Source organism: Streptomyces sp. NPDC004327 (genome assembly GCF_042873935.1).
Lineage (GTDB): Bacteria > Actinomycetota > Actinomycetes > Streptomycetales > Streptomycetaceae > Streptomyces.
This window is the reverse complement of the sequence record NZ_JBIAME010000003.1, coordinates 526540-553003: the sequence shown is the minus strand read 5'-3', so window position 1 is coordinate 553003 and position 26464 is coordinate 526540. Positions and strand designations below refer to the sequence as shown.

The window sequence follows — 26464 nt, the reverse complement described above, 5'->3', positions numbered from 1 at the left end:
ACCGGGCCTCGGCCTCATGAGCTACGGAGAGCTACCGAGGCTGGGGGCCTCAGTGGGAGTGGCCGTGGCCGTGGCCGTGGCCCGCGTCCGCCGGCTCCTCTTCCTTCTTCTCCACCACGAGGGTCTCGGTGGTGAGCAGCAGGGAGGCGATGGAGGCGGCGTTCTCCAGGGCGGAGCGCGTCACCTTGACCGGGTCGATGACGCCGGCCTTGACCAGGTCGCCGTACTCGCCGGTGGCGGCGTTGAAGCCGTTGCCCTTCTCCAGCTCCGCCACCTTCGAGGTGATGACGTAGCCCTCGAGGCCGGCGTTCTCGGCGATCCAGCGCAGCGGCTCGACGGCGGCGCGGCGGACGACGGCGACACCGGTGGCCTCGTCGCCCTCCTTGCCGAGGTTGCCCTCGAGGACCTTGACGGCGTGGACGAGCGCGGAGCCACCACCGGAGACGATGCCCTCCTCGACCGCGGCGCGGGTCGCGGAGATGGCGTCCTCCAGACGGTGCTTCTTCTCCTTCAGCTCCACCTCGGTGGCGGCGCCGACCTTGATCACGCACACGCCGCCGGCCAGCTTCGCGAGGCGCTCCTGGAGCTTCTCGCGGTCCCAGTCGGAGTCCGTGGCGTCGATCTCGGCCTTGATCTGGTTGACGCGGCCCACGACCTCCTCGGAGGAGCCGGCACCGTCGACGATGGTGGTGTCGTCCTTGGAGACGGTCACGCGGCGGGCGGTGCCCAGCACGTCCAGACCGGCCTGGTCGAGCTTGAGGCCGACCTCCTCGGAGATGACGGTGGCGCCGGTGAGGACGGCCATGTCCTGGAGCATCGCCTTGCGGCGGTCACCGAAGCCGGGCGCCTTGACGGCGACGGCGTTGAAGGTGCCACGGATCTTGTTGACGACGAGAGTGGAGAGGGCCTCGCCCTCGACGTCCTCGGCGATGATCAGCAGCGGCTTGGAGGCGCCGGACTGGATGACCTTCTCGAGCAGCGGCAGGAGGTCCTGGATGGAGGAGATCTTGCCCTGGTTGATCAGGATGTACGGGTCGTCGAGGACGGCCTCCATACGCTCCTGGTCGGTCACCATGTACGGGGAGAGGTAGCCCTTGTCGAAGGCCATGCCCTCGGTGAAGTCGAGCTCCAGGCCGAAGGTGTTGGACTCCTCGACGGTGATGACACCGTCCTTGCCGACCTTGTCCATGGCCTCGGCGATGAGCTCGCCGACCTGCTGGTCCTGCGCGGAGAGCGCGGCGACGGCGGCGATGTCGGCCTTGTCGTCGATCGGGCGCGCGGTGGCGAGGAGCTCGTCCGAGACGGCCTTGACGGCGGCGTCGATGCCCTTCTTCAGGGACGACGGCGAGGCGCCGGCGGCGACGTTGCGCAGACCCTCGCGGACCAGGGCCTGGGCGAGCACGGTGGCGGTGGTGGTGCCGTCACCCGCGATGTCGTTGGTCTTGGTCGCCACCTCCTTCACCAGCTGGGCGCCGAGGTTCTCGTACGGGTCCTCGAGCTCGACCTCGCGGGCGATGGTGACGCCGTCGTTGGTGATGGTGGGCGCGCCGAACTTCTTGTCGATGACGACGTTGCGGCCCTTGGGGCCGATCGTCACCTTCACCGTGTCGGCAAGCTTGTTGACGCCGCGCTCAAGGGCGCGACGGGCGTCCTCGTCGAACTTCAGGATCTTCGCCATGGGAGCGGTTCAGCCCTCTCGGAAATCGTTGGAACGAAACTGCGCCCCGCGACGCCCGCGGGAATCCAGGGGGTCGGGGGCGCAGTTCAAGGCATCTGCAAGGTGCCTGGGATGGTCCTTGGTGACTTACTTCTCGATGATCGCGAGAACGTCGCGAGCCGAGAGGACGAGGAACTCCTCGCCGTTGTACTTCACCTCGGTGCCGCCGTACTTGCTGTAGAGCACGACGTCGCCGACCTGAACGTCGAGCGGCAGGCGCTCGCCGTTCTCGAAGCGGCCCGGGCCCACGGCGAGGACGGCGCCCTCCTGGGGCTTCTCCTTCGCGGTGTCCGGGATGACCAGGCCGGAGGCCGTGGTCTGCTCGGCGTCGAGCGGCTGGACCACGATGCGGTCCTCAAGCGGCTTGATGGCAACCTTGGAGCTGGCGGTCGTCACGATCCGACCTCCCCCTTCGGAGATCTCACGGGGTTAACTGTCTGAGGTGGCGACCAGGTCGATCCGTCGTCGCGGGTGCCGGACCTGCCCGTCGCTGTGTTGGCACTCTCCTGCGGGGAGTGCCAGAGCCGAGACTATGGCCGCGATTAGCACTCGGTCAAGCGGAGTGCCAATTCACGACCCCGTGGCGTGCGCGGCGGCCCGAACGGAGGGAACGTCCGGACGGATTCCGCGGTTCCGTACGAGAGGCCCGAGAGACCCGCGGGATCCGAGGGGCACCAGGGGCCCGAGGGGCACGATGCGAGGCGCGGCGGACCGCGAAGGGCGCACCGCGGCCGGCTTGGGGCGCGGCCGCGGGGTGACCTTCTCCGCCGCCTTGCGGCCGAGCCGTTCGATCGGGTCGACCGAGGACGCGCAGGCCGGGAGGGCGAACAGCGCGCCGGCCAGGGCCAGGGCGGCGGTGAGCCGGCGCGCCCGGCTCACACGTAGTCCTCGAGCTTCGCCACCGCGTACCCCTTGTCCGTCACGACCTTCATCAGCCGACGGACCATGTCCGGCATGGTGCCCTTCCAGTCCGCCTTGCCCCGGAAGTGGGTGAGGATGATGTCCCCGGGGTGCAGGTCCTGGTCCCATTCGCGCCACTCCATGTGGTCCACGAACGCCTCTTCCGCCCACAGCGGGACCGCCTTCACGCCGCACTTCTTGGCGGCCTGCAGGGTGTCCTCGTTGTAGTTGCCGTAGGGCGGGCGGAAGAGCTTGGGGCGGGTGCCGAACTGCTTCTGCATGATGTCCTGCATCCCGCAGATCTGCTCCTTCTGGTCGTCGTAGTCGAGACCGGGCAGATAGGGGTGGGTGAGCGTGTGGTTGTAGAGCGCGACGCCGGAGTCCCGCATCTTCCTGAAGTAGCCGTAGTCGTCCTTCACCAGGTAGTTGCTGAGGAAGGCGCTGTACGGGATCTTCAGGTCGCTCATCATGCGGATCAGGTCGGGATCCTTCTCCGCGCCGTCGTCGATCGTCAGGAAGACGACCTTCTGCTTGGTCGGCACGGTGGTGAAGACCGGCGGCATGTCCTCGCCGTCGGTCTCGAAGCCCTTGCGGGTGGTGATCTCCGGCTTCACGGCGGGTGGCTCGGGCGCGTCGAGCGGCGGCTTGGCCAGGCCCCACTTCTTCGCCGCCGCCACGCGCGCGGCCCGCGCCTCGCGCACCCGGCGCACGTAGGCGTCGAGCGCGGCGGCCGCGCCCTGCTTGCCGGCCGCCGGCTGCCCGGGCGGCTGTTTGCCCGGCGGCTGTTTGCCCGGTGCCTGTTTGCCCTGTTTGCCCGCCTGCTCGCCGGCCGCCTGCTGGCCGGCGGCCGGCTTGGCTCCGGGGTCGGTCCCGGGCTTGGCCCCGGGCTTGGCTCCCGGCTGCGCTCCCTGCTTGGCGGGCGCGGCGGCGGGGGCCGGGGCGTCCTTGTCGCCGGGGCCGGCGCAGGCGGAGGCGAGTGCGGCGGCGAGCAGGGCGGCGCCGGTCACGCGTACGGCGCGCGCTCGCCCTCGTCGCCCCTGTTGTCCCTTTTGTCGTACTAGCTGCATGGCGCCGCATCCTGTCAGCGCCGCGCCCCCGCGCCGCCCCGACACCACCGTCGCCGCCCGCACCGTCCCCCGGGCGGCCCACACCGCCCGCGACCACGACAATGGGTGGGGTGACCGACCTCGACGCCTTCGCCGCCCTGCTCGCCCCCGAGGGGCAGGCCCTGCTCGACGCCCTGCGTGACTACGACCCCGCCCAGGAGCTGGCGGTCGCCTCCCGGCTGCGCCGGGAGCATCCCGCCGAGCTGGTGTCGGCGGCGCTCGGGCAGGCCCGGCTGCGGCAGCGGGCGGTGGCGAAGTTCGGCGCCGAGGACGCGTACCGGATGTACTTCACGCCCAACGGCGTCGAGCAGTCCACCCGCGCCACCGTCGGCGCCTACCGCGCGGCCCGCCTCGAGGCGCTCGGCGTCCGCAGCGTGGCCGACCTGTGCTCCGGCATCGGCGGGGACGCGATCGCGCTCGCCCGGGCCGGGATCTCGGTGCTCGCCGTCGACCGCGACCCGCTGACCGCCGAGACCGCGCGCGCCAACGCGGCGGCGCTCGGGCTCGGCGACCTGATCGAGGTGCGGTGCGCGGACGTGACGGAGATCGACACCAGCCCGTACGACGCCGTGTTCGTCGACCCGGCGCGGCGCGGCGGCCGGGGCCGGATCTTCGACCCGGAGGCGTACTCTCCGCCGCTGTCCTGGGCGATCGAGGCGGCCCGGAAGGCCCCGCACGCGGCCCTGAAGATCGCGCCGGGCGTCCCGCACGAGGCGGTGCCGGCGGAGGCCGAGGCGGAGTGGATCTCGGACGGCGGCGACGTGAAGGAGGCCGTGCTCTGGTTCGGCACCGAGCCCGGCGCCCGCCGCGCCACCCTGCTGCCCGGCGGCGCGTCGCTCACCGGAGGCACGCTCCCCGACCCGGCGGTCCGGCCCGTCGGCCGCTATCTGTACGAGCCCGACGGCGCCGTCATCCGTGCGCACCTGGTGGCCGAGGTCGCCGAGCAGCTCGGCGGCGGGCTGATCGACGGGACCATCGCGTACGTGACGGCGGACGAGCTGCGCCCCACCCCGTACGCCGCCGCCTACGAGATCACCGACGAACTCCCCTTCAACCTCAAGAAGTTGAAGGCCCTGCTGCGGGAGCGGGAGGTCGGCACGCTCACCGTGAAGAAGCGCGGCTCGGCCGTCGAGCCCGAGGAGATCCGCCGCAAGGTGAAGCCGAAGGGCCCCCACTCCGCGACGGTGCTGCTCACTCGGGTCGCGGGAGCGCCGACGATGCTGATCGGTCACCCGGCGGGCCGCTGACCGGGCCGGTGAGGCGGACCGCGATCCGGTAGTGGCCGGCGGCCTTGGCGAGGCCGGTGAGGCCGGTCACCCACAGCAGGAGCGCCGCGCCCATGCCGTACACGACGAACGGGTAGCCGCCGTTGTCCCGTGTGGTGGTGAGCGGCACGGCGAAGGCCGTCCACAGGCCGACCGCGCACAGCGCGAAGGACAGCAGCAGCCAGCAGACGCTCAGGCCCGGCGCGCGCAGCCGGGCGTCGGCCACGGGGTCGCGGTCGAGGGCGGCCCACTGGACGAACCGCTCGTGCACCACCCGGTCGCGGCGCAGGCTCCGTACGGTCAGCCAGACGCCCGGGACCAGCACGCCGAGCCCGAGGACGCCGCTGAACATGCAGAGGATCCAGGAGATCGGGTCCACGATCGCACCGCCGTCGAAGGCCGTGAGGCCCACGCCGACGAGCCCCCAGCCGAGTTGGAGCAGCGCGAGCCAGGTCAGGAACAGCGCGAGCCGTCCGATGCCGAGCGCGCGCCGGGCCAGGTCGTCGAGGGCGAGCGCGCGGTCGGCGAGCCGGGCCGCTCGGTCCGGCCAGCTCTGCAGTGCGGCGGGCGGCGGGGGCGGCGGAAGCTGCGGCAGCGCGGTTCGGCGGGGCATGCGAAGGAGCCTAGGACACGTCGTCGTCCCCCATCCGGGCGGCCCGTGCGGCCCGTTGGAGCAGCAGGGCCCGCTCGCGCTCGTTACGGGTCAGGGCGGCGGCCCGCTCGAACTCGGCGCGCGCCTCGGTGCCCCGGCCGAGGCGGGCCAGCAGGTCGCCGCGGACGCTCGGCAGCAGGTGGTAGCGGTCGAGGTCCGGCGCGGCGGCGAGGGCGTCGACGAGCGCGAGGCCGGCCTCGGGGCCCTCGGCCATGGAGACGGCGACCGCCCGGTTGAGCTCGACGACCGGCGAGGGGGCGACGGCGGCGAGCCGCCCGTAGAGCGCGGCGATGGTGGCCCAGTCCGTCTCCGCGTACGTCACCGCGCGCGCGTGGCAGGCGGCGACGGCGGCCTGCAGGGCGTAGGGCCCGGTGGCGCCGCCCGCCTCGACGGCCCGCTCCAGGGCCGCGTAGCCGCGCCGGATCAGCAGCCGGTTCCAGCGGGTGCGGTCCTGGTCGGCGAGGAGCACGGGCGCCCCGCCGGGCCCGGTCCGGGCCGCCGTCCGCGACGCCTGGAGCTCCAGGAGGGCGGCGAGGCCGTGGACCTCGCCCTCCTTCGGCATCAGGGCGGCGAGCTGCCGGGCCAGCCGGAGGGCGTCCTCGCACAGGCCGGGGCGCAGCAGGTCGTCGCCGGCGGTCGCCGCGTACCCCTCGTTGAAGATCAGGTAGATGACCTCGAGGACCGAGCCGAGCCGGGCCGCCCGGTCGGCTCCGTACGGCACTTCGAAGGGCACGTCCGCCTTGGCGAGCGTGCGCTTGGCCCGCACGATCCGCTGGGCGACCGTGGGCTCGGGGACGAGGAAGGCGCGGGCGATCTCGTCGGTGCGCAGGCCGCCGACGAGCCGCAGGGTGAGCGCCGTGCGGGCCTCGGCGGAGAGCACCGGGTGGCAGGCGGTGAAGACGAGCCGCAGCATGTCGTCGTCGATGTCGCCGGGCCCGGACGGCTCGGGGTCGTACGCCGCCTCGTCGAGCGTGCGGCCCAGCTCGGCCAGCTTGCGCGCGTACGTCTCGCGGCGGCGCACCAGGTCGACGGCGCGGTGCTTGGCCGCGGCCGTGAGCCAGGCTCCCGGACGCTCCGGGACGCCCGACTCGGGCCACTGCTCCAGGGCGGCGACCAGCACGTCCTGGGCGATCTCCTCGGCTATGCCGACGTCACGCACGATCCGGGCCGCGGTCGCGACGATCCGCGCCGACTCCAACCGGAAGACCGTCTCCAGCGAACTCTCCACCGTCACACTTCACACTGTGGCAGCCGCCTGTGACATCGGCGTGCGCCGTCAGCCCTCGTCGAGCTGGCGCAGCTCCAGGCCGACGGTCCACTTCGCCGGGTGGACCTCCAGGAAGCGGCGGCCCCACTCCAGGGCCTCGGCCTTGTCCTTGCACTGCATCAGCGCGTAGCCGCCGACGACCTCCTTGGTCTCGGTGAACGGGCCGTCGGTGTACGACAGCCTGCCGTCCTGCCAGGTGATCCGGGTGGCCTCGGCGGTCGGCGTGAGGCCGGCCGTGTCGAGCATGACGCCGGCCTTGGTGATCTCCTCCAGGAGGGCGCCCATGCGCTCGCCGAACTCGGGACCGGCCTCCGCCATGTCGATGGTGTTCTCCTCGATGCGGACGAGGGACATGAAGCGCGGCATGGTGACTCCTCGGGGTGCGGTGGCGGGGCCGTTCCCCGCCTTCCACTCATACGTCGAACGGGCCGCGGCCGCATCGACACCCGTGCCGAAGTTTTTTCCGGGCCCGTTCCTCCGGGCCCGTTCTCCTAGAGGTAGTCCTCCAGGCGGGCCACCGTGAAGCCCTGCTCCTGGATGTGCCGGAGCAGGTTGGTCATCATCTGCGTCATGGTGCGGCCCTTGAGCTCGGACGGGCCGCGGAAGTGGGCCAGGATGATGTCGCCGGGGTGGAGCCTCCGGTCGGGGCGCTGGTACTGCATGTTCTGGATCTGCATGGACTCGCGCCAGAGCACGATCGCGTCGAGGCCGCACCGGGCGACGGCGGCGCGGGTGGCCGCGTTGAAGTTGCCGTAGGGCGGGCGGAAGAGGCGCGGGGCCTTGCCGTACTCCTTGGTCAGCTTCTCCTGCTGGCCGCAGATCTCCTTGTGCTGCGCCTCGGCGGAGAGGGTGCGCAGGTTGGGGTGGGTGAGGGTGTGGTTGGCGATGCCGTTGCCCTCGGCGGCGAGGCGCGTGAAGTACGGGTAGTCCGAGCGGATGGCGGCGTCGGTGAGGAACATCGTCACCGGGATCTTCAGGTCGCGCATCATCGCGACGAACGCGGGGTCCTTCTCGGCGCCGTCGTCGATCGTGATGAAGACGATCTTCTCGGCGGTGGGGATGTCGCTGACGACGGGCACGGACCCGCCGGCCGTGCGCAGGGCCGGCTTCTTCGCGGGCGGGGCGGGCGGGGCCGCAAAGGGCTTGAGGCCCCATTTGCGGTACGCGGCGGCGCGCGCGCCGGAGGCACCGGCGCCGGAGGCACCGGCGTCCGGGGTCCTGTCGCCCGGCGAGGCGGTCGCCGTGCGGGCGCCCGGAGCCGGGGCGTCGGCGTCGGCCGCCGTGCACGCGGTCGTCGCGAACAGAGCCACGGCGGTCAGCGCCGCCCACAGCGCGATCGTCTTCTTCACGCGCTGTGGGATGCCCGGAACCGCCGAAAGGTTGCCTTAGATACGACTATCCGACTGATCGTTCACCTGATCGTCGAGTGATTCGAAGCGCCAGCGGTGGACCGGACGGGAGATCAGGTCCCCGTCCGGCTCCGGCAGCTCCGGCAGCTCGGCGTCCAGACCGTCCGCCGTCTCCCACCAGGTGAGGACGAGGACCCGGTCCCCGGGAGCGCGGAAGGTCTCCCGGCGCAGCGGCTCACCCGGCAGCTCCTGGGCCCGCGTCCAGTCGAGGAGTTCGGCGCCGCGCCCCTCGGCCGCCCGTGCCTCCCACATCAGGGCGATCCTCATGAGTAGAGGTTCTCCTTGCTGACCTCGTGCACGTGGTCGTGGTCGTGGTCGTGGCCGTGGTGGTGCGCCCCGGGCACGTGCGACTCCGTCACCGGCAGCGAGGAGTCCGCCGACAGCTCCAGGTCGGAGGCCGCCCGCCCGCGCGCCACCATCTCGGCGCCGAGCGCCGCGACCATCGCGCCGTTGTCCGTGCACAGGCCCGGCCGCGGCACCCGCAGCCGGATGCCGGCCCGCTCGCAGCGCTCCTGGGCCAGCGCCCGCAGCCGCGAGTTGGCGGCCACGCCGCCGCCGATCATCAGGTGGTCGACGCCCTCGTCCTTGCAGGCCCGGACGGCCTTGCGGGTGAGCACGTCGACGACGGCCTCCTGGAAGGAGGCGGCCACGTCCCGCACCGGCACGTCCTCGCCCGCGTTCCGCTTGGCCTCGATCCAGCGGGCCACGGCGGTCTTCAGACCGGAGAAGGAGAAGTCGTACGCCGGGTCCTTGGCGCCGGACAGCCCGCGCGGGAAGGCGATCGCGGCCGGGTCGCCCTCCTTGGCGAGCCGGTCGATGACCGGACCGCCCGGGAAGCCCAGGTCGAGGACGCGGGCGATCTTGTCGAAGGCCTCGCCCGCCGCGTCGTCGATGGTCGCGCCCATCGGCCGCACGTCGGAGGTGATGTCGCTGGACAGCAGCAGCGAGGAGTGCCCGCCGGAGACGAGCAGCGCCATGGTCGGCTCGGGCAGCCGGCCGTGCTCCAGCTGGTCGACGCAGATGTGCGAGGCGAGGTGGTTGACCCCGTAGAGCGGCTTGCCGAGGGCGTACGCGTACGCCTTGGCCGCCGACACGCCGACCAGCAGCGCGCCCGCGAGGCCGGGGCCGGCGGTGACGGCGATGCCGTCGAGGTCCTTCGGCGAGACGCCGGCCGTCTTCAGGGCGCGCTCGATCGTCGGGACCATCGCCTCCAGGTGCGCGCGGGAGGCGATCTCGGGCACCACGCCGCCGAAACGGGCGTGGGTGTCGACGCTGGAGGCGACGGCGTCGGCCAGCAGGGTCGTGCCGTGGACGATGCCGACGCCGGTCTCGTCGCAGGAGGTCTCGATGCCGAGTACGAGCGGTTCGTCAGCAGCCATCTGAATCAGTCTCTGTTCCTTGAACGGTGTGTCGCATCACGAGCGCGTCCACGTTGCCGGGCTGGTAGTAGCCGCGGCGGAAGCCGATGGGCTCGAAGCCGAAGCGCTCGTAGAGCTTCTGGGCCCGGGTGTTGTCCACGCGCACTTCGAGGAGGACCTCCTCGCATTCGAAGGCGGTCGCGGCCTGCAGGAGGTCGGTCAGGAGCCGGGCGCCGAGGCCCGTGCCCCACTGGTCGCGGGCGACGGCGATGGTCTGGACGTCGCCGAGGCCGCCGGCCGCGGCGAGCCCCGCGTAGCCGACGAGCCGGCCGGCCCCGTCCTCGGCCACCACGTAGTGCCGGGTCGCGCGCGGCCCGCGGGCGTGCGCCAGCTCCGACCAGAACATCCCCTCCGACCAGGCGTCCTCCGGGAAGAGCTCGGCTTCGAGCGCGAGCACGGGAACCAGGTCCCACCAGCGCATCTCACGGAGCACGGCGCTCACTTGGGCGTGACCACCTTGTAGTTCTTCGGCACCTGGGCGTCGGGGCGGCGCAGGTACATCGGCAGCGGGTCGAGGAAGCCCTCGCCGCCCGCCGCCAGCTTCTCGGCCGCGAGGGCGGCGAGCGCGGCGGCGGACTGGTGCTCGGGGTCGCGGGCGTCGGGGAAGGCGTCCGGGTAGAGCCGGGCCCCGGCGCCGACGACGGGCAGGCCGGCGAGCTGCCCGGCGATGTCGGCGGGCCGGTCGACGGACGCCTCGGTCACCCGCGTACGGGAGTCCTCGTAGCGCGCCCAGTAGACCTCCTTGCGCCGCGCGTCGGTGGCGACGGCGAAGGGCTCGTCGATGCCGGAGGCGTGGGCGAGTCCGTCGAGCGTGCACAGGCCGTGCACCGGGACGCCGAGCGCGGAGCCGAAGGCGGCGGCGGTGACGAGGCCGACGCGCAGTCCGGTGTACGGGCCGGGGCCGACGCCCACGACGAGTCCGGTCACCGCGTCGAGCGTCAGCCCGGCCTCCTTGAGCACCCGGTCGACGGCGGGCAGCAGCAGCTCCCCGTGCCGGCGGGCGTCGACCTGGCTCGTCGCGGCGACGACGGAGTCGCCGTCGTGGAGGGCGACGGTGACGGCGGGTGTGGCGGTATCCATGGCGAGCAAGAGCACGCGAACAGCCTACGGCGCCGGGCGTGGGGGTGCGGCGCCCCGTCCCGCGGCCGGGACGGCTGCTACGGTCAGCCCGTCAGATTGACACCGATACGTACGTACGACAGAAGGGGCGCGCGGTGGCACGGAGCAGCTCGGGATTCGTGGCCGGGCTCACCGCGGCGGCCGTCGCCGCGGTCGGTTTCCTCGCCTATCAGGCGTCGGCGCACGCGCCCTCGCCGGCCGAGCTCGCGGCCCGGCCGCGGACGCCCGCCGCGGCGCCCTCGGCCGTGCCGAGCGGCAAGCCGGCGCACCCGCGGAAGGACCCGTCGGCGCTGCCCGCGAACTCCGGCACGGGCGAGCGCGTGGTGTACGGGCTCGGCGAGCGCCGGGTGTGGCTGGTGGACGCGCGGAACCAGGTCACGCGCACCTTCTCGGTCATGCCGAGCACGATCTCGCCGGCTCCGGGCGCCTACGCGGTGACCTCGCGGTCCGGTTCGGTGCGCGGCTCCGACGGCGTGCAGATCGAGCACGTGGTGCGGTTCACGACGGCGCAGGACGTGTCGGTCGGCTTCAGCGCGGCGGTGGACGGCTCGACGCCGGCCCCGGATCCGGCGAAGAAGACCGGCGGCATCCGGATGAAGCGGGCGGACGGCGACGCGCTGTGGACGTTCGCGTCGATCGGCGCGAAGGTCGTCGTGGTCGCGTAGGGCCTGTCCGGTCCCCTGCCGTACGGCTCGGCGCCGTACGGCTCAGGCGGCTTCGTCGCGTGCGGGCCGCACCGGGCGCACGGCCTCGGGCTCGTCGTCCGCCACCGCCGCGGGCTCCGGCGTCTCGCGCTCGCGCGGCGGGGTCGACACGGCGCTGGCGGCGGCGCAGGCGGCGAGCAGCTCTCTCATCGAGACGTTCTCCGCCCGGTGCGCGCTGCTGCCCTCGCGGTCCTCACGCTCTGGCGTCGCCATGCCTGCCTCCCGTAGGTTAGGTACACCTAACCAGCTCGTGCCTCCATGTGACCACGGTTGGGAGCGCGGGCGCAACATTTTCCCGACAGGTTGTCGGAACCTACGTACGTTCAGGTCAACGCCAGGTCGGCGGCCGCCCACCGCGCGCCGATGCCGTTCAGGACCAGGGTCCGCCGGTCGTCGTCCGTGTCGCCCACGACGCGGTGGATGAACACGTGCAGCCGGTCGTCGGTCAGCTCCTCGACCTTGCCGTCGCCCCACTCCACGACCACCACCGAGTCGGGCAGCGAGACGTCGAGGTCCAGGTCCTCCATCTCGTCGAGACCGCCGCCGAGCCGGTACGCGTCCACGTGGACGAGCGCCGGGCCGCCGGAGAGGGACGGATGGACGCGGGCGATCACGAAGGTCGGCGAGGTGACCGCGCCGCGCACGCCCAGGCCCTCACCGAGGCCGCGGGTCAGCGTGGTCTTGCCCGCACCGAGCTCGCCGGTGAGCATCACGAGGTCGCCGGGGCGCAGCAGCCCGGCGAGACGGCGGCCGAGCTCCTGCATGCGCTCGGGAGAGTCGACTTCGAGGGTGACCTGGTTGACCGGAGCGGCCTGGTCGAGCGGAGTGTCCATTGCGCCAACCTACCTACCCAGGGGGTGCCTGGCCCGCGACGGGCACCGCGCCGGCCCGCGCCAGCAGGTCGGCGATCCGGTCCGTGACCGCCTCCGGGTGCTCCAGCATCACCAGGTGGCCCGCGTCGGGCACGATCACCAGTTCGGCGTCCGGCAGCAGGTCGGCGATGGCCTCGGTGTGCGAGCTGGGGGTGACCAGGTCGTGGTCGCCGGCGAGGGCGAGCACCGGCAGGTCCCGGAAGGCGGCGAGCGCCGCCGTCTTGTCGTGCTCGACGAAGGCCGGGTAGAACTCGGCGACCACGTCGATCGGCGTCGACTCGATCATCCGCTCGGCGAACCGCACGACCGCCGGGTCGACGTCCTTCGACGAGAACGAGTACTTCTTGATCAGCCCGGCGAACAGGTCGGCCGTGGCCCGCCGCCCGCGCTCCACCAGCTCCGCCTGCGAGCCGAGCGCCCGCAGCACGCCCGGCAGCACCCGGCGCACCGCGTTGACGCCGGCCACCGGCAGGCCGTAGCTGACCTCGCCGAGCCTCCCCGCCGAGGTGCCGACCAAGCCGACGCCGACGACCCGCTCGCGCACCAGGTCCGGGTAGCGGTCGGCGAGCGCCATGATCGTCATGCCGCCCATGGAGTGCCCGACGAGCACCAGCGGCCCCTCGGGCGCGGCGGCGTCGAGGACGGCCTTCAGGTCGCGGCCCAGCCGGTCGATGGAGACCGGCACCCCGTCCGGTCCCGACTGCTCGACGCCGTGCCCGGAACGGCCGTGGCTGCGCTGGTCCCAGTACACGGTGCGGACCAGGCCGCGCAGGGCGGCGCGCTGGAAGTGCCAGGAGTCCTGGCTGAGGCAGTAGCCGTGACTGAAGACGACGGTGACGGGGGCGGGGGTCCGGCGGCCGAAGAGCCGGCGCCGGCGGGGCGCGGACGGGTCCGGCTCCACGTCGTCGACCTCGTAGTACAGCTCGGTGCCGTCGTCGGCGACCGCCCGGCCCGGCGTGCCGCGCAGGGCGCCGTACGGGCCCTCGGCGTCCAGCGCCAGCCGTGCCTTCTGGCGGACGGAGCGGCCCACGGTGAGCCGTTCGAGGGCGACGCCCGCCGCCGCGCCGGCGGCGAGCACGCCTATCGCGGCACCGGCCCAGCCGGCCCGCCGCCAGGTGTCGTCGGCCACCGCCGTCCTCCTCAGTCGCCCACGTAGACGCGCGGGACGCGCGCGCCGATCCGGGTGACGATCTCGTACGCGATGGTGTCGGCGGCCTCGGCCCAGTCCTGCGCGGTCGGCTCGCCCCGGTCGCCGGGGCCGAAGAGCACCGCCTCCGCGCCCGGCTCGGGCGTGTCGCCTTCGAGGTCGACGACGAACTGGTCCATGGCGACCCGCCCGGCCACCGTCCGCACCCGGTCGCCGACCAGCACCGGGCCGCGGTTCGAGGCGTGGCGCGGGATGCCGTCGGCGTAGCCGAGCGGGATCAGGCCGAGCGTGGTCTCGTGGGGCGTGACGTAGTGGTGCCCGTACGACACGCCGTGGCCGCCCGGCACCTGCTTGACCAGGGCCACGCTCGCCTTCAGCGACATCACCGGGCGCAGCCCGAAGTCGGCGGGGGTCCCGACGGCCGGGTCGGGCGACACGCCGTACATGGCGATGCCCGGGCGGACCAGGTCGAAGTGGGTCTCGGGGAGGGTGAGCGTGGCGGGCGTGTTGGCGAGGTGGCGCACCTCGGGCTCGACGCCGGCCTGCTCCGCGAAGTCGAGCATGGAGCGGAAGACGTCCAGCTGGGCGGCGATCGACGGGTGCCCGGGCTCGTCGGCGCAGGCGAAGTGCGACCACAGGCCGGTGATCCGCACCAGGCCCTGCGCCTCGGCCTTCAGCGCCTCGGAGACCAGCTCGGGCCAGTCGGCGGGCTGGCAGCCGTTGCGGCCGAGGCCGGTGTCGGCCTTGAGCTGGATGCGGGCGGGCCGGCCGACGGCCTGCGCGGCCTCGACGACCTCCCGCAGTGCCCACATGCCGCTGACCGACATGTCGAGTCCGGCCTCGATGCCCTGGTCCCAGGGGTCGCCGGGCGTCCACAGCCAGCACATGATCCGCGCCTCGGTCAGGCCCGCCGCCCGCAGCGCCAGCGCCTCGTGCGGCGTCGCCGTGCCCAGCCAGGTCGCGCCCGCCTGCAGCGCGGCCCGCGCGCACCGCACGGCCCCGTGTCCGTACGCGTCCGCCTTGACCACGGCCATCACCTGGACGTGTGGCGCGACCAGGGCGCGCAGCGTGCGGACGTTCGCACGCAGCGCCCCGAGATCGATCTCGGCGCGGGCTCGGCGGGGCGGCTGTGTCTCAGTCATCGTCGCCCAGTCTCTCAGGTCGGGGGGCGGGGGCCGCGTACCCGGTCGCCCTCGGGCGGGGCCGCGCCCCGCTCAGCCCCCCGTCACGTCCCGCCAGGCCGCCCGCAGCGCCGCCCCGACGTCGCCCGCCGCGATCGGCGCCGTGCCCTCGCCGTGCGGGCCGCCCGAGGCGCGGCGGGCCGCCAGGCCGTGGAGGTACGCCGCCGCCGAGCCGGCGTCCACCGCCCCGAGGCCCGCCGCCAGGAGCGAGCCGGCGAGGCCGGAGAGGATGTCGCCGCTGCCGGCCGTGGCCAGCCAGGGGGTGCCGGTCGGGTTGACGCGGACCGGGCCGGCGCCGCCGGGGCCGCAGACCAGGGTGGTGGAGCCCTTGAGCAGGGCCGTGGCGCCGAAGCGGGCCGCCAGTTCGCGGACCGCGGTGAGGCGGGCCGACTCGACCTCCTCGCGGGAGGTGCCGAGGAGGGCCGCGGCCTCGCCGGCGTGCGGGGTGAGGAGGGTGGGCGCGGTACGGGACTTCACGGCCTCGGGCGTGAGGTCGCGCAGGCCGTCCGCGTCGACGAGGACGGGGACGTCGGAGGCGAGCACCTCCGCCACGCCGGGCCCGTCGCCGAGGCCCGGCCCGACGACCCAGGCCTGGACCCGGCCCGCCTTCGCCGGCGGGCCGGCGTGGACGAGGGTCTCGGGGTGGGCGGCGATGACGGCGTCGGCGGCCGGGCCGACGTACCGGACGGCGCCCGCGCCGCCGCGCAGCGCGCCCGCGACGGCGAGGACGGCGGCGCCGGGGTAGCGGGCGGAGCCGGCGACGACGCCGACGACACCGCGCCGGTACTTGTCGCTCTCCGCGGCGGGTACGGGCAGCAGCCGGGCCACGTCCTCGTGCTGGAGGGCCTCCAGGTCGGGTACGGACGGCAGGGTGGCGGCGAGCCCGATGTCGACGAGCCGCAGCGCGCCGGCGTACTCGCGGGCCGGGTCGACGAGCAGTCCGGGCTTGTACGTGCCGAAGGTGACGGTCGCGTCGGCGCGCAGCGCCTCGCCCGCGACCTCGCCGGTGTCGGCGTCGACGCCGCTGGGCAGGTCGACGGCGACGACGACGGCGTCGGAGCCTCGCGCGGCCCGGGCGACGGGCACGGCGTCGGGCCGCAGCCCGCCCCGGCCGCCGATCCCGGTGATCCCGTCCAGGACCAGGTCGGCGGAGGCGAGCACGTCATAGGGGTCGTCGTGCGGGCCGACCACGCGGCCGCCCGCGCGGCGCAGCGCCGCCATGCCGCCCTCGTGCGCCCGCTCCCCCAGCGGCACCGCCGTCACCCCGGCGCCCCGCCGGGCCAGCCGCGCGCCCGCGTACAGCGCGTCGCCGCCGTTGTCGCCGCTGCCGACGAGCAGGACGACCCGGGCGCCGTACACCCGTCCCTTCCCGAGCAGCGAGCAGCAGGCGGCCGCGAGGCCGGCCGCGGCCCGCTGCATCAGGGCGCCCTCGGGCAGCCGGGCCATCCGTTCGGCCTCGGCGGCCCGTACGGTCTCCACGCGGTAAGCGGTACGCATGGGATCAACCCTCCGCGATCACCACCGCCGACGCCACCCCCGCGTCGTGGCTGAGGGACACGTGCCAGTGCTTCACGCCCAGTTCGGCGGCGCGGGCGGCGACGGTGCCGCGGACCCGCAGCCGCGGCCGGCCGCTGCCCTCGACGTACACCTCGGCGTCCGTCCAGTGCAGGTTCCCGGGCGCGCCGAGGGCCTTGGCCAGTGCCTCCTTCGCGGCGAAGCGCACGGCGAGCGAGGCCGTGCCGCGCCGCTCGCCGCTCGGCAGCAGCAGCTCGCGTTCGACGAAGAGGCGCTGGACGAGCCCCGGCGTACGTTCCAGTGACGCGGCAAAGCGGTCGATCTCCGCCACGTCGATCCCCACCCCGATGATCATCTGTCCACTACCTCACTCACTCCACGGTCACGGACTTGGCCAGATTGCGCGGCTGGTCGACCTCGTTGCCCCGGGCCGTGGCCAGTTCGCAGGCGAAGACCTGGAGGGGCACGCTGGCGACCAGCGGCTGGAGCAGCGTAGGCGTCACCGGGACGCGGACGAGGTGGTCGGCGTACGGGACGACGGCCTCGTCGCCCTCCTCCGCGATGACGATGGTGCGTGCGCCCCGGGCGCGGATCTCCTGGATGTTGGAGACGATCTTGTCGTGGAGGACGGCGCGGCCGCGCGGTGAGGGCACCACGACGACGACCGGCAGGCCCTCCTCGACGAGGGCGATCGGCCCGTGCTTGAGCTCGCCGGCGGCGAAGCCCTCGGCGTGCATGTAGGCGAGTTCCTTGAGCTTGAGCGCGCCTTCGAGGGCCACCGGATAGCCGACGTGCCGGCCGAGGAAGAGGACCGTGTCGTGGCCGGCGAGCGAGCGGGCCAGCGCGCGCACCGGCTCCATGGTCTCCAGGACCTGCTCGACCTTGTCGGCGCTCCCGGCCAGTTCGCGGACGACGGCGTGGATCTCGTCGCCCCACTGGGTGCCGCGGACCTGGCCGAGGTAGAGCGCGAGGAGGTAGCAGGCGACGAGCTGGGTGAGGAACGCCTTCGTCGACGCGACGGCGACCTCGGGGCCGGCGTGCGTGTAGAGCACGGCGTCCGACTCGCGCGGGATCGTGGAGCCGTTGGTGTTGCAGACGGCGAGCACCTTGGCGCCCTGCTCGCGCGCGTGCCGCAGCGCCATCAGGGTGTCCATGGTCTCGCCGGACTGGGAGATCGCGACGACCAGGGTGCGCTGCCCGAGGATCGGGTCGCGGTAGCGGAACTCGCTGGCCAGCTCCACCTCGCAGGGGATCCGGGTCCAGTGCTCGATCGCGTACTTGGCGATGAGTCCGGCGTGGAAGGCGGTGCCGCACGCGATGATGACGATCTTGTCGGCCTCGCGGAGCACGGCGTCGTCGATGCGCAGCTCGTCGAGGCGGAGCCGGCCCTCGGCGTCGATCCGGCCGAGCAGGGTGTCGGCGACGGCCTTCGGCTGCTCGGCGATCTCCTTGAGCATGAAGGAGGCGTAGCCGCCCTTCTCGGCGGCGGAGGCGTCCCAGTCGACGTGGAAGGCGCGCACGTCGGCGGGGGCGCCGTCGAAGCCGGTGACGGTGACGCCGTCGCGGGTGAGCTCGACGACCTGGTCCTGGCCGAGCTCGATCGCCGAACGGGTGTGGGCGATGAAGGCGGAGACGTCCGAGGCGAGGAAGTTCTCGCCCTCGCCGACGCCGACGACGAGCGGGGAGTTGCGGCGGGCGCCGACGACGACGTCCGGCTGGTCGGTGTGCACGGCGACCAGCGTGAAGGCGCCGTCGAGCCGCTTGCACACCAGGCGCATGGCCTCGGCGAGGTCGCCGACGGAGGAGAACTCCTCGGCGAGCAGATGGGCCACGACCTCGGTGTCCGTCTCGGAGAGCAGATCGTGGCCGCGCTCGGCGAGTTCGGCCCGCAGGGCGGCGAAGTTCTCGATGATGCCGTTGTGGACGACGGCGACCCGGCCCGCGTTGTCGAGGTGCGGGTGGGCGTTGGCGTCGGTGGGGCCGCCGTGGGTGGCCCACCGGGTGTGTCCGATGCCGGTGGAGCCGCCGGCCAGCGGCCGCTCCACCAGTTCCTTCTCCAGGTTGACGAGCTTTCCGGCCTTCTTGGCCGCGGCGAGGCCGCCGTCGGAGAGCACCGCGACTCCGGCCGAGTCGTAGCCGCGGTATTCGAGCCGCTTCAGGCCGGCGATCACCACATCGAGCGCCGACTGTCCGCCGACGTAACCCACGATTCCGCACATAGCGGCAGCCTACGGCGGAACCCGGCCCACCGGCCGGACTGACTCAGCCGGACTCGGCCGGAGTCAGCGCAGCCTGGCCGCCTGCGCGTCGGCGACGGCGGTGGGGAGTTCGCCGGCGGTGACGGCGACGAGGCTGTTGCCCTTGCGGAAGACCAGCAGGGCGCCGGCGCCGGTCTTCTTTCCGGTGACGGTCCAGGCGAGGGCCTCGTCGGCGGCGGCCACGGTCACGGGCTTCGGGGCGAGCGCGGTGATGTCGTCGGTCCCGGCCGCCGACACCAGGCGGAAGCCCCGGGCGCAGTCGGTGCCCGCGGCCCTGAGCGACGCGAACGCCCGCTGCGCGCCCTCCCCGTCGTACGAGCCGAGCACCAGGCCCGTCGTCGCCCGCGCCTTCACCGCCTCGCGGTGCGCGGTGGTCGTCGGCGTGCCGGGCGCGGCGCCGGCCAGGGCCTCGGCCAGCGGCTCGCAGGCCGGCTTGTCGGAGCTGACGTCGCCGACGTTGACGACGCCCGCGCCCGCCACCTTCGTCACCCGGTAGCCCCTGAGGTCGGCCGGGCCGACGGCCAGCCCGTCGAGCGCGGCGGCGGGCAGCGCCCGTACGTCGGGCCTGGCGGCGGCGGACGCGGAGGCGTCGGCCTTCCCGCTGTCCTCCCTCGGCTTGTCGTCACCGCCGCAGGCGGTCAGCACCAGCGCCAGGACGGCGGCGGAGGCAGCGGCGACGGCGGGACGGCGGAGCGGGGTGGGGCGCATCTCTGACTCTCTCGGCAGGGGACCAGGCGGGGAACTCGGCGGGGAAGCGGAATCGGTAGGCACCCTATGCGCGCCCACCCCTGTCATGACCACGCGGTACCGGATCGCGACGGCGCGGCGCCCCGCCGAGCGCCGCCTCCGCCGAGTGACCCACCCCACCCCCCGCTCGCGCCAGGCACCCACGACAATGGGCGGGTGATCGATTCGCCGCCACGAAGCCCCAAGGGGAACGGGAACAGCAACGGCTCCGGCTCTCGCCGGGTCGCCGAGCCGACGCCGTACGTCGACCTCACGCGGGCGCAGTGGAGCGCGCTGCGGGACAAGACGCCGCTGCCGCTCACCGCCGACGAGGTGGAACGGCTGCGCGGGCTCGGGGACGTCATCGACCTCGACGAGGTGCGGGACATCTACCTGCCGCTGTCGCGCCTGCTCAATCTGTACGTCCAGGCCACCAGCGGGCTGCGCGGCGCGCTCAACACCTTCCTCGGCGAACGGGCCGAGCAGCGCGGCACGCCGTTCGTCATAGGCGTCGCCGGATCCGTCGCCGTCGGCAAGTCGACGGTCGCCCGGCTCCTGGAGGCGCTGCTCGCGCGCTGGCCCGAGCACCCGCGGGTGGAGCGCATCACCACCGACGGCTTCCTCTACCCGATGGAGGAGCTGAAGGCGCGCGGGCTGATGTCCCGCAAGGGTTTCCCCGAGTCGTACGACCGGCGGGCGCTGACCCGGTTCGTCGCGGACGTCAAGGCGGGCAAGGACGAGGTCTCCGCGCCGGTCTACTCGCACCTCATCTACGACCGGGTGCCCGACGAGAAGCTCGTCGTGCGCCGCCCCGACATCCTCATCGTCGAGGGGCTCAACGTGCTGCAGCCCGCGCTGCCCGGCAAGGACGGGCGGACGCGGGTCGGTCTCGCGGACTACTTCGACTTCTCCGTGTACGTGGACGCGCGCGCCGAGGACATCGAGCAGTGGTACCTCAACCGCTTCCGCAAGCTGCGCCAGACCGCCTTCCAGGACCCGTCCTCGTACTTCCGGCGCTGGACGCAGGTCTCCGAGGAGGAGGCCCTGGACTACGCGCGCACGATGTGGCGGACCATCAACAAGGTGAACCTCCTGGAGAACGTGGCCCCGACGCGCGGCCGGGCGACGCTCGTCGTGCGCAAGGGAGCGGACCACAAGGTGCAGAAGCTGAGCCTCCGCAAGCTCTGAGTCCCCGTAAGTCCTGGGACTCCGCAAGGACTGGGACTCCGCAAGGACTGGGACTCCGCAAGGACTGGGACTCCGCAAGGACTGAGTCTCCGCAAGGTCCGGTCCGAGCTTCGGCTGATACGGCGTCGGCCCCCGCGCTCACGAGGAGCGCGGGGGCCGACGGCGCGTCACGCGGCCTAGCCGAGCGCCGACTTCACCGCGTCCGCGAGGCGTCCGGCGACCGACCGGGCCTGCTCGATGTCCGCCGCCTCGACCATGACCCGCACCAGCGGCTCGGTGCCCGAGGGACGCAGCAGCACGCGGCCGGTGGTGCCCAGCTCGCGCTCGGCGTCGTCGACGGCGTGGGCCAGCTCGGCGGAGGTCTGCACGCGGGTCTTGTCCACGTCCGGCACGTTGACGAGGACCTGCGGCAGCCGCTCCATCACGCCGGCGAGGTCGGCGAGGGTCCGGCCGGTGGCGGCGACCCGGGCCGCGAGCATCAGACCGGTCAGGGTGCCGTCGCCGGTGGTGGCGTGGTCGAGCACGATGACGTGGCCGGACTGCTCGCCGCCGAGGGCGTAGCCGTGCTCCTTCATGGACTCCAGCACATAGCGGTCGCCGACCGCGGTCTGGACGAGCGAGAGGCCCTCGCGCTCCATCGCCAGCTTGAAGCCGAGGTTCGACATGACGGTGGCGACGACGGTGTCGCCGCGCAGCGTGCCGGCCTCGCGCATGGCGAGGGCGAGGACGGCGAGGATCTGGTCGCCGTCGATCTCGGCGCCCGTGTGGTCGACGGCCAGGCAGCGGTCGGCGTCGCCGTCGTGGGCGATGCCGAAGTCCGCCTGGTGCTCGACCACGGCGGCCTTGAGCAGGCCGAGGTGGGTGGAGCCGCAGCCGTCGTTGATGTTGAGGCCGTCGGGCTCGGCGCCGATGGTGACGACGGTGGCGCCGGCCCGGGAGAAGGCCTCGGGCGAGACGCGGGAGGCGGCGCCGTGCGCCTCGTCGAGGACGATCTTCAGACCGTCGAGCCGGTTCGGGAGGACGGCGATGAGGTGGGCGACGTAGCGGTCGAAGCCCTCGTCGTAGTCGCTGACCCGGCCGACGCCCGCGCCGGTGGGCCGGTCCCAGGGAGCGCCGGTGCGGTGCTCCTCGTACACGGACTCGATGCGGTCCTCCAGCTCGTCGGCGAGCTTGTGGCCGCCGCGGGCGAAGAACTTGATGCCGTTGTCGGGCATGGCGTTGTGCGAGGCGGACAGCATGACGCCGAGGTCGGCGCCGAGCGCGCCGGTGAGGTATGCCACGGCCGGCGTGGGCAGCACGCCGACGCGCAGCACGTCGACGCCGGCGCTGGCGAGGCCGGCCACGACGGCGGCCTCCAGGAACTCTCCCGAGGCGCGCGGGTCACGCCCCACCACGGCGGTCGGCCGATGGCCCTCGAACGTGCCGGCCTCGGCGAGCACGTGAGCGGCCGCGACCGACAGGCCGAGCGCCAGCTCCGCCGTCAGGTCGGCGTTGGCCACGCCACGCACCCCGTCCGTGCCGAAGAGTCGTCCCACAGCTGTCCTCCGAAAGTGCTCCGAAAATGCGATGCCCAGATTATGAAAGCAAGAAGTGAAAAAGCCGTACGCCCCGGCAGCACGGGAGTGCCGCCGGGGCGTACGGATGACCAAGCAGGCCGCAGGCGATTAACGCTTGCTGTACTGCGGGGCCTTACGGGCCTTCTTGAGACCGGCCTTCTTGCGCTCGACCGCACGGTCGTCGCGGGAAAGGAAGCCGGCCTTCTTCAGCGCCGGGCGGTTGTTCTCGACGTCCGCCTCGTTCAGCGCACGGGCCACGCCGAGGCGCAGGGCGCCGGCCTGGCCGGACACGCCGCCACCGGCGATGCGGGCGACGACGTCGTAGCGGTTGTCGAGCTCGAGCACCTTGAAGGGCTCGTTGACTTCCTGCTGGTGCACCTTGTTGGGGAAGTAGTCCTCAAGGGTGCGACCGTTGATCTTCCACTTGCCGGTGCCCGGAACGATCCGGACGCGGGCGATGGCGTTCTTGCGACGGCCCAGGCCGGCGGCCGGCTGCGGGTCGCCGAAGCGGGACGCGAGGGACTCGGAGGTGTAGTCACCCTCGACGATCTCGGTCTCGGTGGTGTACTCCTCGACGCCCTCGAACTCGTCGACGGGGGTCTCGGGGGTGGTCTCGGCCACGATGCTCCTCAGATTTCTTTCGTTCTTAGGGGGTGTGGCCGGAACTACTGCGCGACCTGGGTGATCTCGAACGGGACCGGCTGCTGGGCAGCGTGCGGGTGGTTCTCGCCCGCGTAGACCTTCAGCTTCGAGAGCATCTGACGGCCCAGGGTGTTCTTCGGGAGCATGCCCTTGATGGCCTTCTCGACGGCCTTCTCGGGGTTCTTGTCGAGCAGCTCGTCGTAACGGACGGAGCGCAGACCACCCGGGTAGCCAGAGTGGCGGTAGGCCATCTTCTGGGTCTTCTTGTTGCCGGACAGGTGCACCTTGTCGGCGTTGATGATGACGACGAAGTCACCCATGTCCATGTGGGGCGCGTAGACGGGCTTGTGCTTGCCCCGCAGGAGGGTCGCAGCCGTCGTCGCGAGACGGCCCAGGACGATGTCCTGAGCGTCGATGATGTGCCACTGGCGAGTGACATCGCCGGGCTTGGGGCTGTACGTACGCACTTCGTAGCCTTCGCTTCTTCAGTGGATGGAGTCCAGACACACCTGAAGCGATCATGCAGCTGGGGCCTGCACTGCCGGGAACACTGCCCGTATGCGAGCCACTGGTAACTGCTCCAGGGAACTTGCGTAAGGGCTCTTTCGCGTGAGAACGACGAAGCCAATACGCATAACAAAGCAGAAGCGTACCCGGGCTCCCCCGGGCGGGTCAAAACGCGTCGGCGCCCCCGTCGTACGCCTCCCGGGCGGCGGCGACCTCCTCGATGTGCCCGTCCGCCCACTCCTTCACGGCCCGCACCACCGGCAGCAGGCTCTCCCCCAGCGGGGTCAGCGCGTAGTCGACCCGGACGGGCACGGCCGGGGTGACCGTACGGGCGACGAGACCGTCGCGCTCCAGGCCCCGCAAGGTCTGCGTGAGCATCTTCTGGCTGACCCCGGCGACCTTCCGCCCCAGCTCGGCGTAGCGGCGCGGGCCGTCCGCGAGGGCGTTCAGGAGCAGCGTGACCCACTTGTCGGAGAGCCGGTCGAGGAGCTGCCGGGCGGGGCACTCGGCGAGATAGGCGTCATAGGCGCGCCGGGCCTCCTCGCGGCGCTCGGCGGCGGTGCGGGTGCCCATCGGCACGCTCCTTCCGGTGCGGTACGCACTCCCGGGTACGTACTTCCCCACGGAGAGTAGCTCTCCCTAGGTTCGTGGCGTCAGCACACCGCTCCCCAGGGAAGGCCCCGGCCATGCGCGCTCTCGTCATCGACACCTTCGGCGGCCCCGAGGTCCTGCGGATCGCCGAGGTCCCGGTGCCCGCGACCGGACCCGGACGGGTCCTGATCAGGGTCGAGGCCGCCACCGTCCACCCGGTCGACCTCGCGACCCGCGCCGGCGTCCTCGCACAGGCCGGCCTGATGGCCGGCCAGGGCCGCACCGGCCTCGGCTGGGACGTCGCCGGCGTCGTCGAGGAGACCGGTCCGGGCGTGAGCGGCCTCGCACCCGGCGACCGGGTCATCGGCATGAACGACCGCCTGGACGTGCCGCTCGGCACCCAGGCGGAGTACGTGGTCCTGGACGCCCAAGCGGTCGCCCCGGCCCCTTCGGAGCTCGGCCCGGCGGCCGCCGCGACCCTGCCGCTGGCCGGGCTCACCGCCCTGCAGGCCCTGGACGCGCTGGACCTGCCCGCCGGAGAGACGGTCCTGGTCACGGGCGCGGCGGGCGCGGTCGGCGGCTACGCCGTGCAGCTGGCCGCCGCGCGCGGCCTGCGGGTCGTGGCGACGGCCCGTACGGGCGACGAGGACCTGGTGCGGGGCCTGGGCGCCGGGCTCTTCGTGCCCGCCGACGCCCCGCGCCTCGGCGAGGCCGTCCGGGAGCTGGTCCCCGGCGGCGTGGCCGCGGCCCTGGACGGCGCCGTCCTCGGGGCCGCCGCCCTCGACGCGGTCCGCACCGGCGGCGGCTTCGCGGCCCTGGTGGCGGGCGGCGCCCCGTACCCCCTGCGGGGCATCCGGGTCGTCCCGGTCTGGGTCCGCGCCGACCGGGCGGGCCTGGCCCGGCTGGCGGCCCTCGCCGACCGGGGCGCCCTCACCCCGCGCCTGGCCGGGACCCTCCCCCTCGCGGAGGCCGCCCGGGCGCACGCCCGCCTCGCGGCGGGCGGCCTGCGCGGCCGGCTGGTGCTGGTCCCGTAGAGCCCCTCCCGGCCCCGGCCCCGGCCCCGATCCGCCGGACAGGCCCTAGCGCGCCCGCTCCACCCGTCGCTCGTCCCATACCGGCTCGCTCGTCTCGCGCACGACGCCGTCCGAGCCGAAGACCAGATAGCGGTCGAAGCTCTTCGCGAACCAGCGGTCGTGGGTGACGGCGAGGACCGTGCCCTCGTAGGACTCCAGGCCGTCCTGGAGGGCCTCCGCGGACTCCAGGTCCAGGTTGTCGGTCGGCTCGTCCAGGAGCAGCGCCGTCGTGCCCGCCAGTTCGAGCAGGAGGATCTGGAAACGGGCCTGCTGGCCGCCGGACAGCTTGTCGAAGGGCTGGTCGCCCTGGCGCTCCAGCTCGTAGCGGCGCAGCATCGACATCGCCGCGCCGCGGTCCTTGGCGTGCTCGGTCCACAGGATGTCGACGAGCGGGCGGCCCTGGAGTTCGGGGTGGGCGTGGGTCTGGGCGAAGTGGCCGGGGACGACCCGGGCGCCGAGCTTCCACTCGCCGGTGTGGGCGACCGTCGGGTCGCCGGCGAGGAGTCGCAGGAAGTGGGACTTGCCGGAGCCGTTCGAGCCGAGGACGGCGACCCGCTCCCCGTAGAAGATCTCCAGCGAGAACGGCTTCATCAGGCCGGTGAGCTCCAGGTCCGTGCAGGTCACGGCCCGCACGCCGGTGCGGCCGCCGCGCAGCCGCATCCGGATGTCCTGCTCGCGCGGCGGCTCCGGCGGCGGGCCGGCCTCCTCGAACTTCTTCAGCCGGGTCTGCGCGGCCGCGTACCGCGAGGCCATCTCGTGGCTGACCGCGGCCGCCTGCCGCAGGTTGATCACGAGCTTCTTCAGCTGGGCGTGCTTCTCCTCCCAGCGCCGCTTCAGCTCCTCGAAGCGGGCGAAGCGCTCGCGCCGCGCCTCGTGGAAGGTGTCGAAGCCGCCGCCGTGCACCCACACGTCGGAGCCGGCCGGGCCGGGCTCGACGGCCACGATCTTCTGGGCGGCGCGGGAGAGCAGCTCGCGGTCGTGGGAGATGAAGAGCACGGTCTTGCGGGTCTCCCGCAGCCGCTCCTCCAGCCAGCGCTTGCCGGGGACGTCCAGGTAGTTGTCCGGCTCGTCGAGGAGCAGCACCTCGTCGGCGCCGCGCAGCAGGTACTCCAGGACGAGCCGCTTCTGCTCGCCGCCGCTGAGCGTGCGCACCTCGCGGAACTGCGCCTTGTCGTACGGCACGCCCATCGCGGCCATGGTGCAGATGTCCCAGAGGGTCTCGAACTCGTAGCCCTGCACCTCGGCCCAGTCGCTGAGCGCCTGCGCGTACGCCATCTGCGCGGCCTCGTCGTCGACCGTCATGATCCGGTGCTCGGCCTCGTCGACCGCCTTCGCGGCCGTGCGGATGCGGGCGGGCGCGACCGAGACGAGCAGGTCGCGGACGGTGGACTCGTCGCGCACGGAGCCGACGAACTGCGGCATGACACCGAGGCCGCCGCTGACCGTGACGGTGCCGCCGTGCGGCTGCAGCTCGCCGGAGACCAGCCGGAGCAGGGTCGTCTTGCCCGCGCCGTTGGCGCCGACCAGGGCGACGACGTTGCCCTCGCCGACCCGGAAGGAGACGTCCCCGAGCAGGACCCTCCCGTCGGGCAGGTAGTACTCAAGATGTGCGGCTTCGACGTGTCCCATAGGGGGCATTGTCACCGGCCGC

Annotated in this window: 28 protein-coding genes; 4 read left to right on the top strand and 24 right to left on the bottom strand. The window is 73.3% G+C overall.

What is annotated here, in order from left to right:
• Nucleotides 1–49: 49 nt before the first annotated feature.
• From groL to ACFYU9_RS13150, 3 genes are all read right to left on the bottom strand, one after another.
• Nucleotides 50–1678, bottom strand: a complete 1629-nt coding sequence (gene groL / locus ACFYU9_RS13160; protein ID WP_389204758.1) for a chaperonin GroEL — start codon at nt 1676–1678, stop codon at nt 50–52.
• A 126-nt stretch (nt 1679–1804) separates the two neighbouring features.
• Complete coding sequence (gene groES, locus ACFYU9_RS13155; RefSeq protein ID WP_389204759.1) at nt 1805–2113, bottom strand: co-chaperone GroES; 309 nt, start codon at nt 2111–2113, stop codon at nt 1805–1807.
• Nucleotides 2114–2592: 479 nt separating this feature from the next.
• Nucleotides 2593–3684 (bottom strand): polysaccharide deacetylase family protein, encoded by a 1092-nt coding sequence (locus tag ACFYU9_RS13150; protein WP_389204760.1) that lies wholly within the window; start codon nt 3682–3684, stop codon nt 2593–2595.
• A 101-nt stretch (nt 3685–3785) separates the two neighbouring features.
• On the opposite strand from ACFYU9_RS13150, the gene ACFYU9_RS13145 reads away from it, so the two are divergent.
• Nucleotides 3786–4970 carry a methyltransferase domain-containing protein gene (locus tag ACFYU9_RS13145; protein WP_389344576.1) on the top strand — a complete coding sequence of 395 codons (1185 nt, stop codon included), beginning with the start codon at nt 3786–3788 and terminating at the stop codon, nt 4968–4970.
• Here the strand turns inward: ACFYU9_RS13145 and ACFYU9_RS13140 are convergent.
• The 8 genes from ACFYU9_RS13140 to tsaB form a co-directional block, all read right to left on the bottom strand.
• Nucleotides 4915–5601, bottom strand: coding sequence for a hypothetical protein (locus ACFYU9_RS13140; protein ID WP_389204762.1), 687 nt, complete (start codon nt 5599–5601; stop codon nt 4915–4917). The genes ACFYU9_RS13145 and ACFYU9_RS13140 overlap by 56 nt on opposite strands.
• A gap of 10 nt (nt 5602–5611) precedes the next feature.
• On the bottom strand, nt 5612–6874 hold the full coding sequence (locus ACFYU9_RS13135) for an RNA polymerase sigma factor (RefSeq protein WP_389344574.1): 1263 nt from the start codon (nt 6872–6874) through the stop codon (nt 5612–5614).
• A 42-nt stretch (nt 6875–6916) separates the two neighbouring features.
• Complete coding sequence (locus tag ACFYU9_RS13130) at nt 6917–7273, bottom strand: YciI family protein (RefSeq protein WP_389204765.1); 357 nt, start codon at nt 7271–7273, stop codon at nt 6917–6919.
• Nucleotides 7274–7398: 125 nt separating this feature from the next.
• Nucleotides 7399–8256: a polysaccharide deacetylase family protein gene (locus ACFYU9_RS13125; protein ID WP_389344572.1), complete on the bottom strand. Its 858-nt coding sequence runs from the start codon at nt 8254–8256 to the stop codon at nt 7399–7401.
• A gap of 36 nt (nt 8257–8292) precedes the next feature.
• Complete coding sequence (locus ACFYU9_RS13120) at nt 8293–8583, bottom strand: hypothetical protein (RefSeq protein WP_389344570.1); 291 nt, start codon at nt 8581–8583, stop codon at nt 8293–8295.
• Nucleotides 8580–9695, bottom strand: coding sequence for a tRNA (adenosine(37)-N6)-threonylcarbamoyltransferase complex transferase subunit TsaD (gene tsaD / locus ACFYU9_RS13115; RefSeq protein ID WP_389344569.1), 1116 nt, complete (start codon nt 9693–9695; stop codon nt 8580–8582). Before tsaD ends, ACFYU9_RS13120 begins: the two co-directional genes overlap by 4 nt.
• A complete protein-coding gene (gene rimI, locus ACFYU9_RS13110; protein ID WP_389205278.1) occupies nt 9685–10155 on the bottom strand; it encodes a ribosomal protein S18-alanine N-acetyltransferase in 471 nt (156 codons plus the stop codon). The genes tsaD and rimI overlap by 11 nt, the downstream gene beginning before the upstream one ends.
• A 17-nt stretch (nt 10156–10172) precedes the next feature.
• Entirely contained in the window at nt 10173–10829 is a 657-nt protein-coding gene (tsaB, locus tag ACFYU9_RS13105) for a tRNA (adenosine(37)-N6)-threonylcarbamoyltransferase complex dimerization subunit type 1 TsaB (protein WP_389204769.1), read from the bottom strand.
• Between the two features lie 119 nt (nt 10830–10948).
• On the opposite strand from tsaB, the gene ACFYU9_RS13100 reads away from it, so the two are divergent.
• Nucleotides 10949–11518, top strand: coding sequence for a hypothetical protein (locus ACFYU9_RS13100; RefSeq protein ID WP_389204770.1), 570 nt, complete (start codon nt 10949–10951; stop codon nt 11516–11518).
• Between the two features lie 42 nt (nt 11519–11560).
• Here ACFYU9_RS13100 and ACFYU9_RS13095 read toward each other — a convergent pair whose 3' ends face one another.
• The 8 genes from ACFYU9_RS13095 to ACFYU9_RS13060 all read right to left on the bottom strand — a co-directional run bounded on the left by ACFYU9_RS13095 (nt 11561) and on the right by ACFYU9_RS13060 (nt 19238).
• Complete coding sequence (locus ACFYU9_RS13095) at nt 11561–11770, bottom strand: hypothetical protein (protein ID WP_389204771.1); 210 nt, start codon at nt 11768–11770, stop codon at nt 11561–11563.
• Between the two features lie 110 nt (nt 11771–11880).
• Nucleotides 11881–12390, bottom strand: a complete 510-nt coding sequence (tsaE, locus tag ACFYU9_RS13090; RefSeq protein WP_389344567.1) for a tRNA (adenosine(37)-N6)-threonylcarbamoyltransferase complex ATPase subunit type 1 TsaE — start codon at nt 12388–12390, stop codon at nt 11881–11883.
• Nucleotides 12391–12403: 13 nt separating this feature from the next.
• Nucleotides 12404–13558 carry an alpha/beta fold hydrolase gene (locus tag ACFYU9_RS13085; RefSeq protein ID WP_389204773.1) on the bottom strand — a complete coding sequence of 385 codons (1155 nt, stop codon included), beginning with the start codon at nt 13556–13558 and terminating at the stop codon, nt 12404–12406.
• An 11-nt stretch (nt 13559–13569) separates the two neighbouring features.
• Nucleotides 13570–14718: an alanine racemase gene (alr, locus tag ACFYU9_RS13080; protein WP_389204774.1), complete on the bottom strand. Its 1149-nt coding sequence runs from the start codon at nt 14716–14718 to the stop codon at nt 13570–13572.
• Nucleotides 14719–14790: 72 nt separating this feature from the next.
• Nucleotides 14791–16254: an NAD(P)H-hydrate dehydratase gene (locus tag ACFYU9_RS13075; RefSeq protein ID WP_389344565.1), complete on the bottom strand. Its 1464-nt coding sequence runs from the start codon at nt 16252–16254 to the stop codon at nt 14791–14793.
• A 4-nt stretch (nt 16255–16258) separates the two neighbouring features.
• Nucleotides 16259–16627, bottom strand: coding sequence for a holo-ACP synthase (locus tag ACFYU9_RS13070; RefSeq protein WP_389204776.1), 369 nt, complete (start codon nt 16625–16627; stop codon nt 16259–16261).
• A 16-nt stretch (nt 16628–16643) separates the two neighbouring features.
• Nucleotides 16644–18491, bottom strand: coding sequence for a glutamine--fructose-6-phosphate transaminase (isomerizing) (gene glmS, locus ACFYU9_RS13065; protein ID WP_389204777.1), 1848 nt, complete (start codon nt 18489–18491; stop codon nt 16644–16646).
• Between the two features lie 63 nt (nt 18492–18554).
• Entirely contained in the window at nt 18555–19238 is a 684-nt protein-coding gene (locus ACFYU9_RS13060; RefSeq protein ID WP_389344563.1) for a hypothetical protein, read from the bottom strand.
• A gap of 195 nt (nt 19239–19433) precedes the next feature.
• On the opposite strand from ACFYU9_RS13060, the gene coaA reads away from it, so the two are divergent.
• Nucleotides 19434–20444, top strand: coding sequence for a type I pantothenate kinase (coaA, locus tag ACFYU9_RS13055; RefSeq protein WP_389204779.1), 1011 nt, complete (start codon nt 19434–19436; stop codon nt 20442–20444).
• Between the two features lie 176 nt (nt 20445–20620).
• Here the strand turns inward: coaA and glmM are convergent, their stop codons facing one another.
• From glmM to ACFYU9_RS13035, 4 genes are all read right to left on the bottom strand, one after another.
• The gene (glmM, locus tag ACFYU9_RS13050) at nt 20621–21979 is read right to left on the bottom strand and encodes a phosphoglucosamine mutase (RefSeq protein ID WP_389204780.1); all 1359 of its coding nucleotides are present in this window, start codon (nt 21977–21979) and stop codon (nt 20621–20623) included.
• A 129-nt stretch (nt 21980–22108) separates the two neighbouring features.
• On the bottom strand, nt 22109–22621 hold the full coding sequence (rpsI, locus tag ACFYU9_RS13045; RefSeq protein ID WP_389204781.1) for a 30S ribosomal protein S9: 513 nt from the start codon (nt 22619–22621) through the stop codon (nt 22109–22111).
• Nucleotides 22622–22665: 44 nt separating this feature from the next.
• Nucleotides 22666–23109, bottom strand: a complete 444-nt coding sequence (gene rplM, locus ACFYU9_RS13040) for a 50S ribosomal protein L13 (RefSeq protein WP_389204782.1) — start codon at nt 23107–23109, stop codon at nt 22666–22668.
• 205 nt (nt 23110–23314) lie between these two features.
• On the bottom strand, nt 23315–23722 hold the full coding sequence (locus tag ACFYU9_RS13035; RefSeq protein WP_389204783.1) for a winged helix-turn-helix transcriptional regulator: 408 nt from the start codon (nt 23720–23722) through the stop codon (nt 23315–23317).
• Between the two features lie 113 nt (nt 23723–23835).
• Between ACFYU9_RS13035 and ACFYU9_RS13030 the strand changes: the two genes are divergently transcribed.
• Entirely contained in the window at nt 23836–24774 is a 939-nt protein-coding gene (locus tag ACFYU9_RS13030; RefSeq protein ID WP_389344561.1) for an NADP-dependent oxidoreductase, read from the top strand.
• A gap of 45 nt (nt 24775–24819) precedes the next feature.
• On the opposite strand, the gene ACFYU9_RS13025 is transcribed toward ACFYU9_RS13030, so the two are convergent.
• Nucleotides 24820–26442 carry an ABC-F family ATP-binding cassette domain-containing protein gene (locus ACFYU9_RS13025; protein WP_389344559.1) on the bottom strand — a complete coding sequence of 541 codons (1623 nt, stop codon included), beginning with the start codon at nt 26440–26442 and terminating at the stop codon, nt 24820–24822.
• Between the last annotated feature and the right edge of the window lie 22 nt (nt 26443–26464).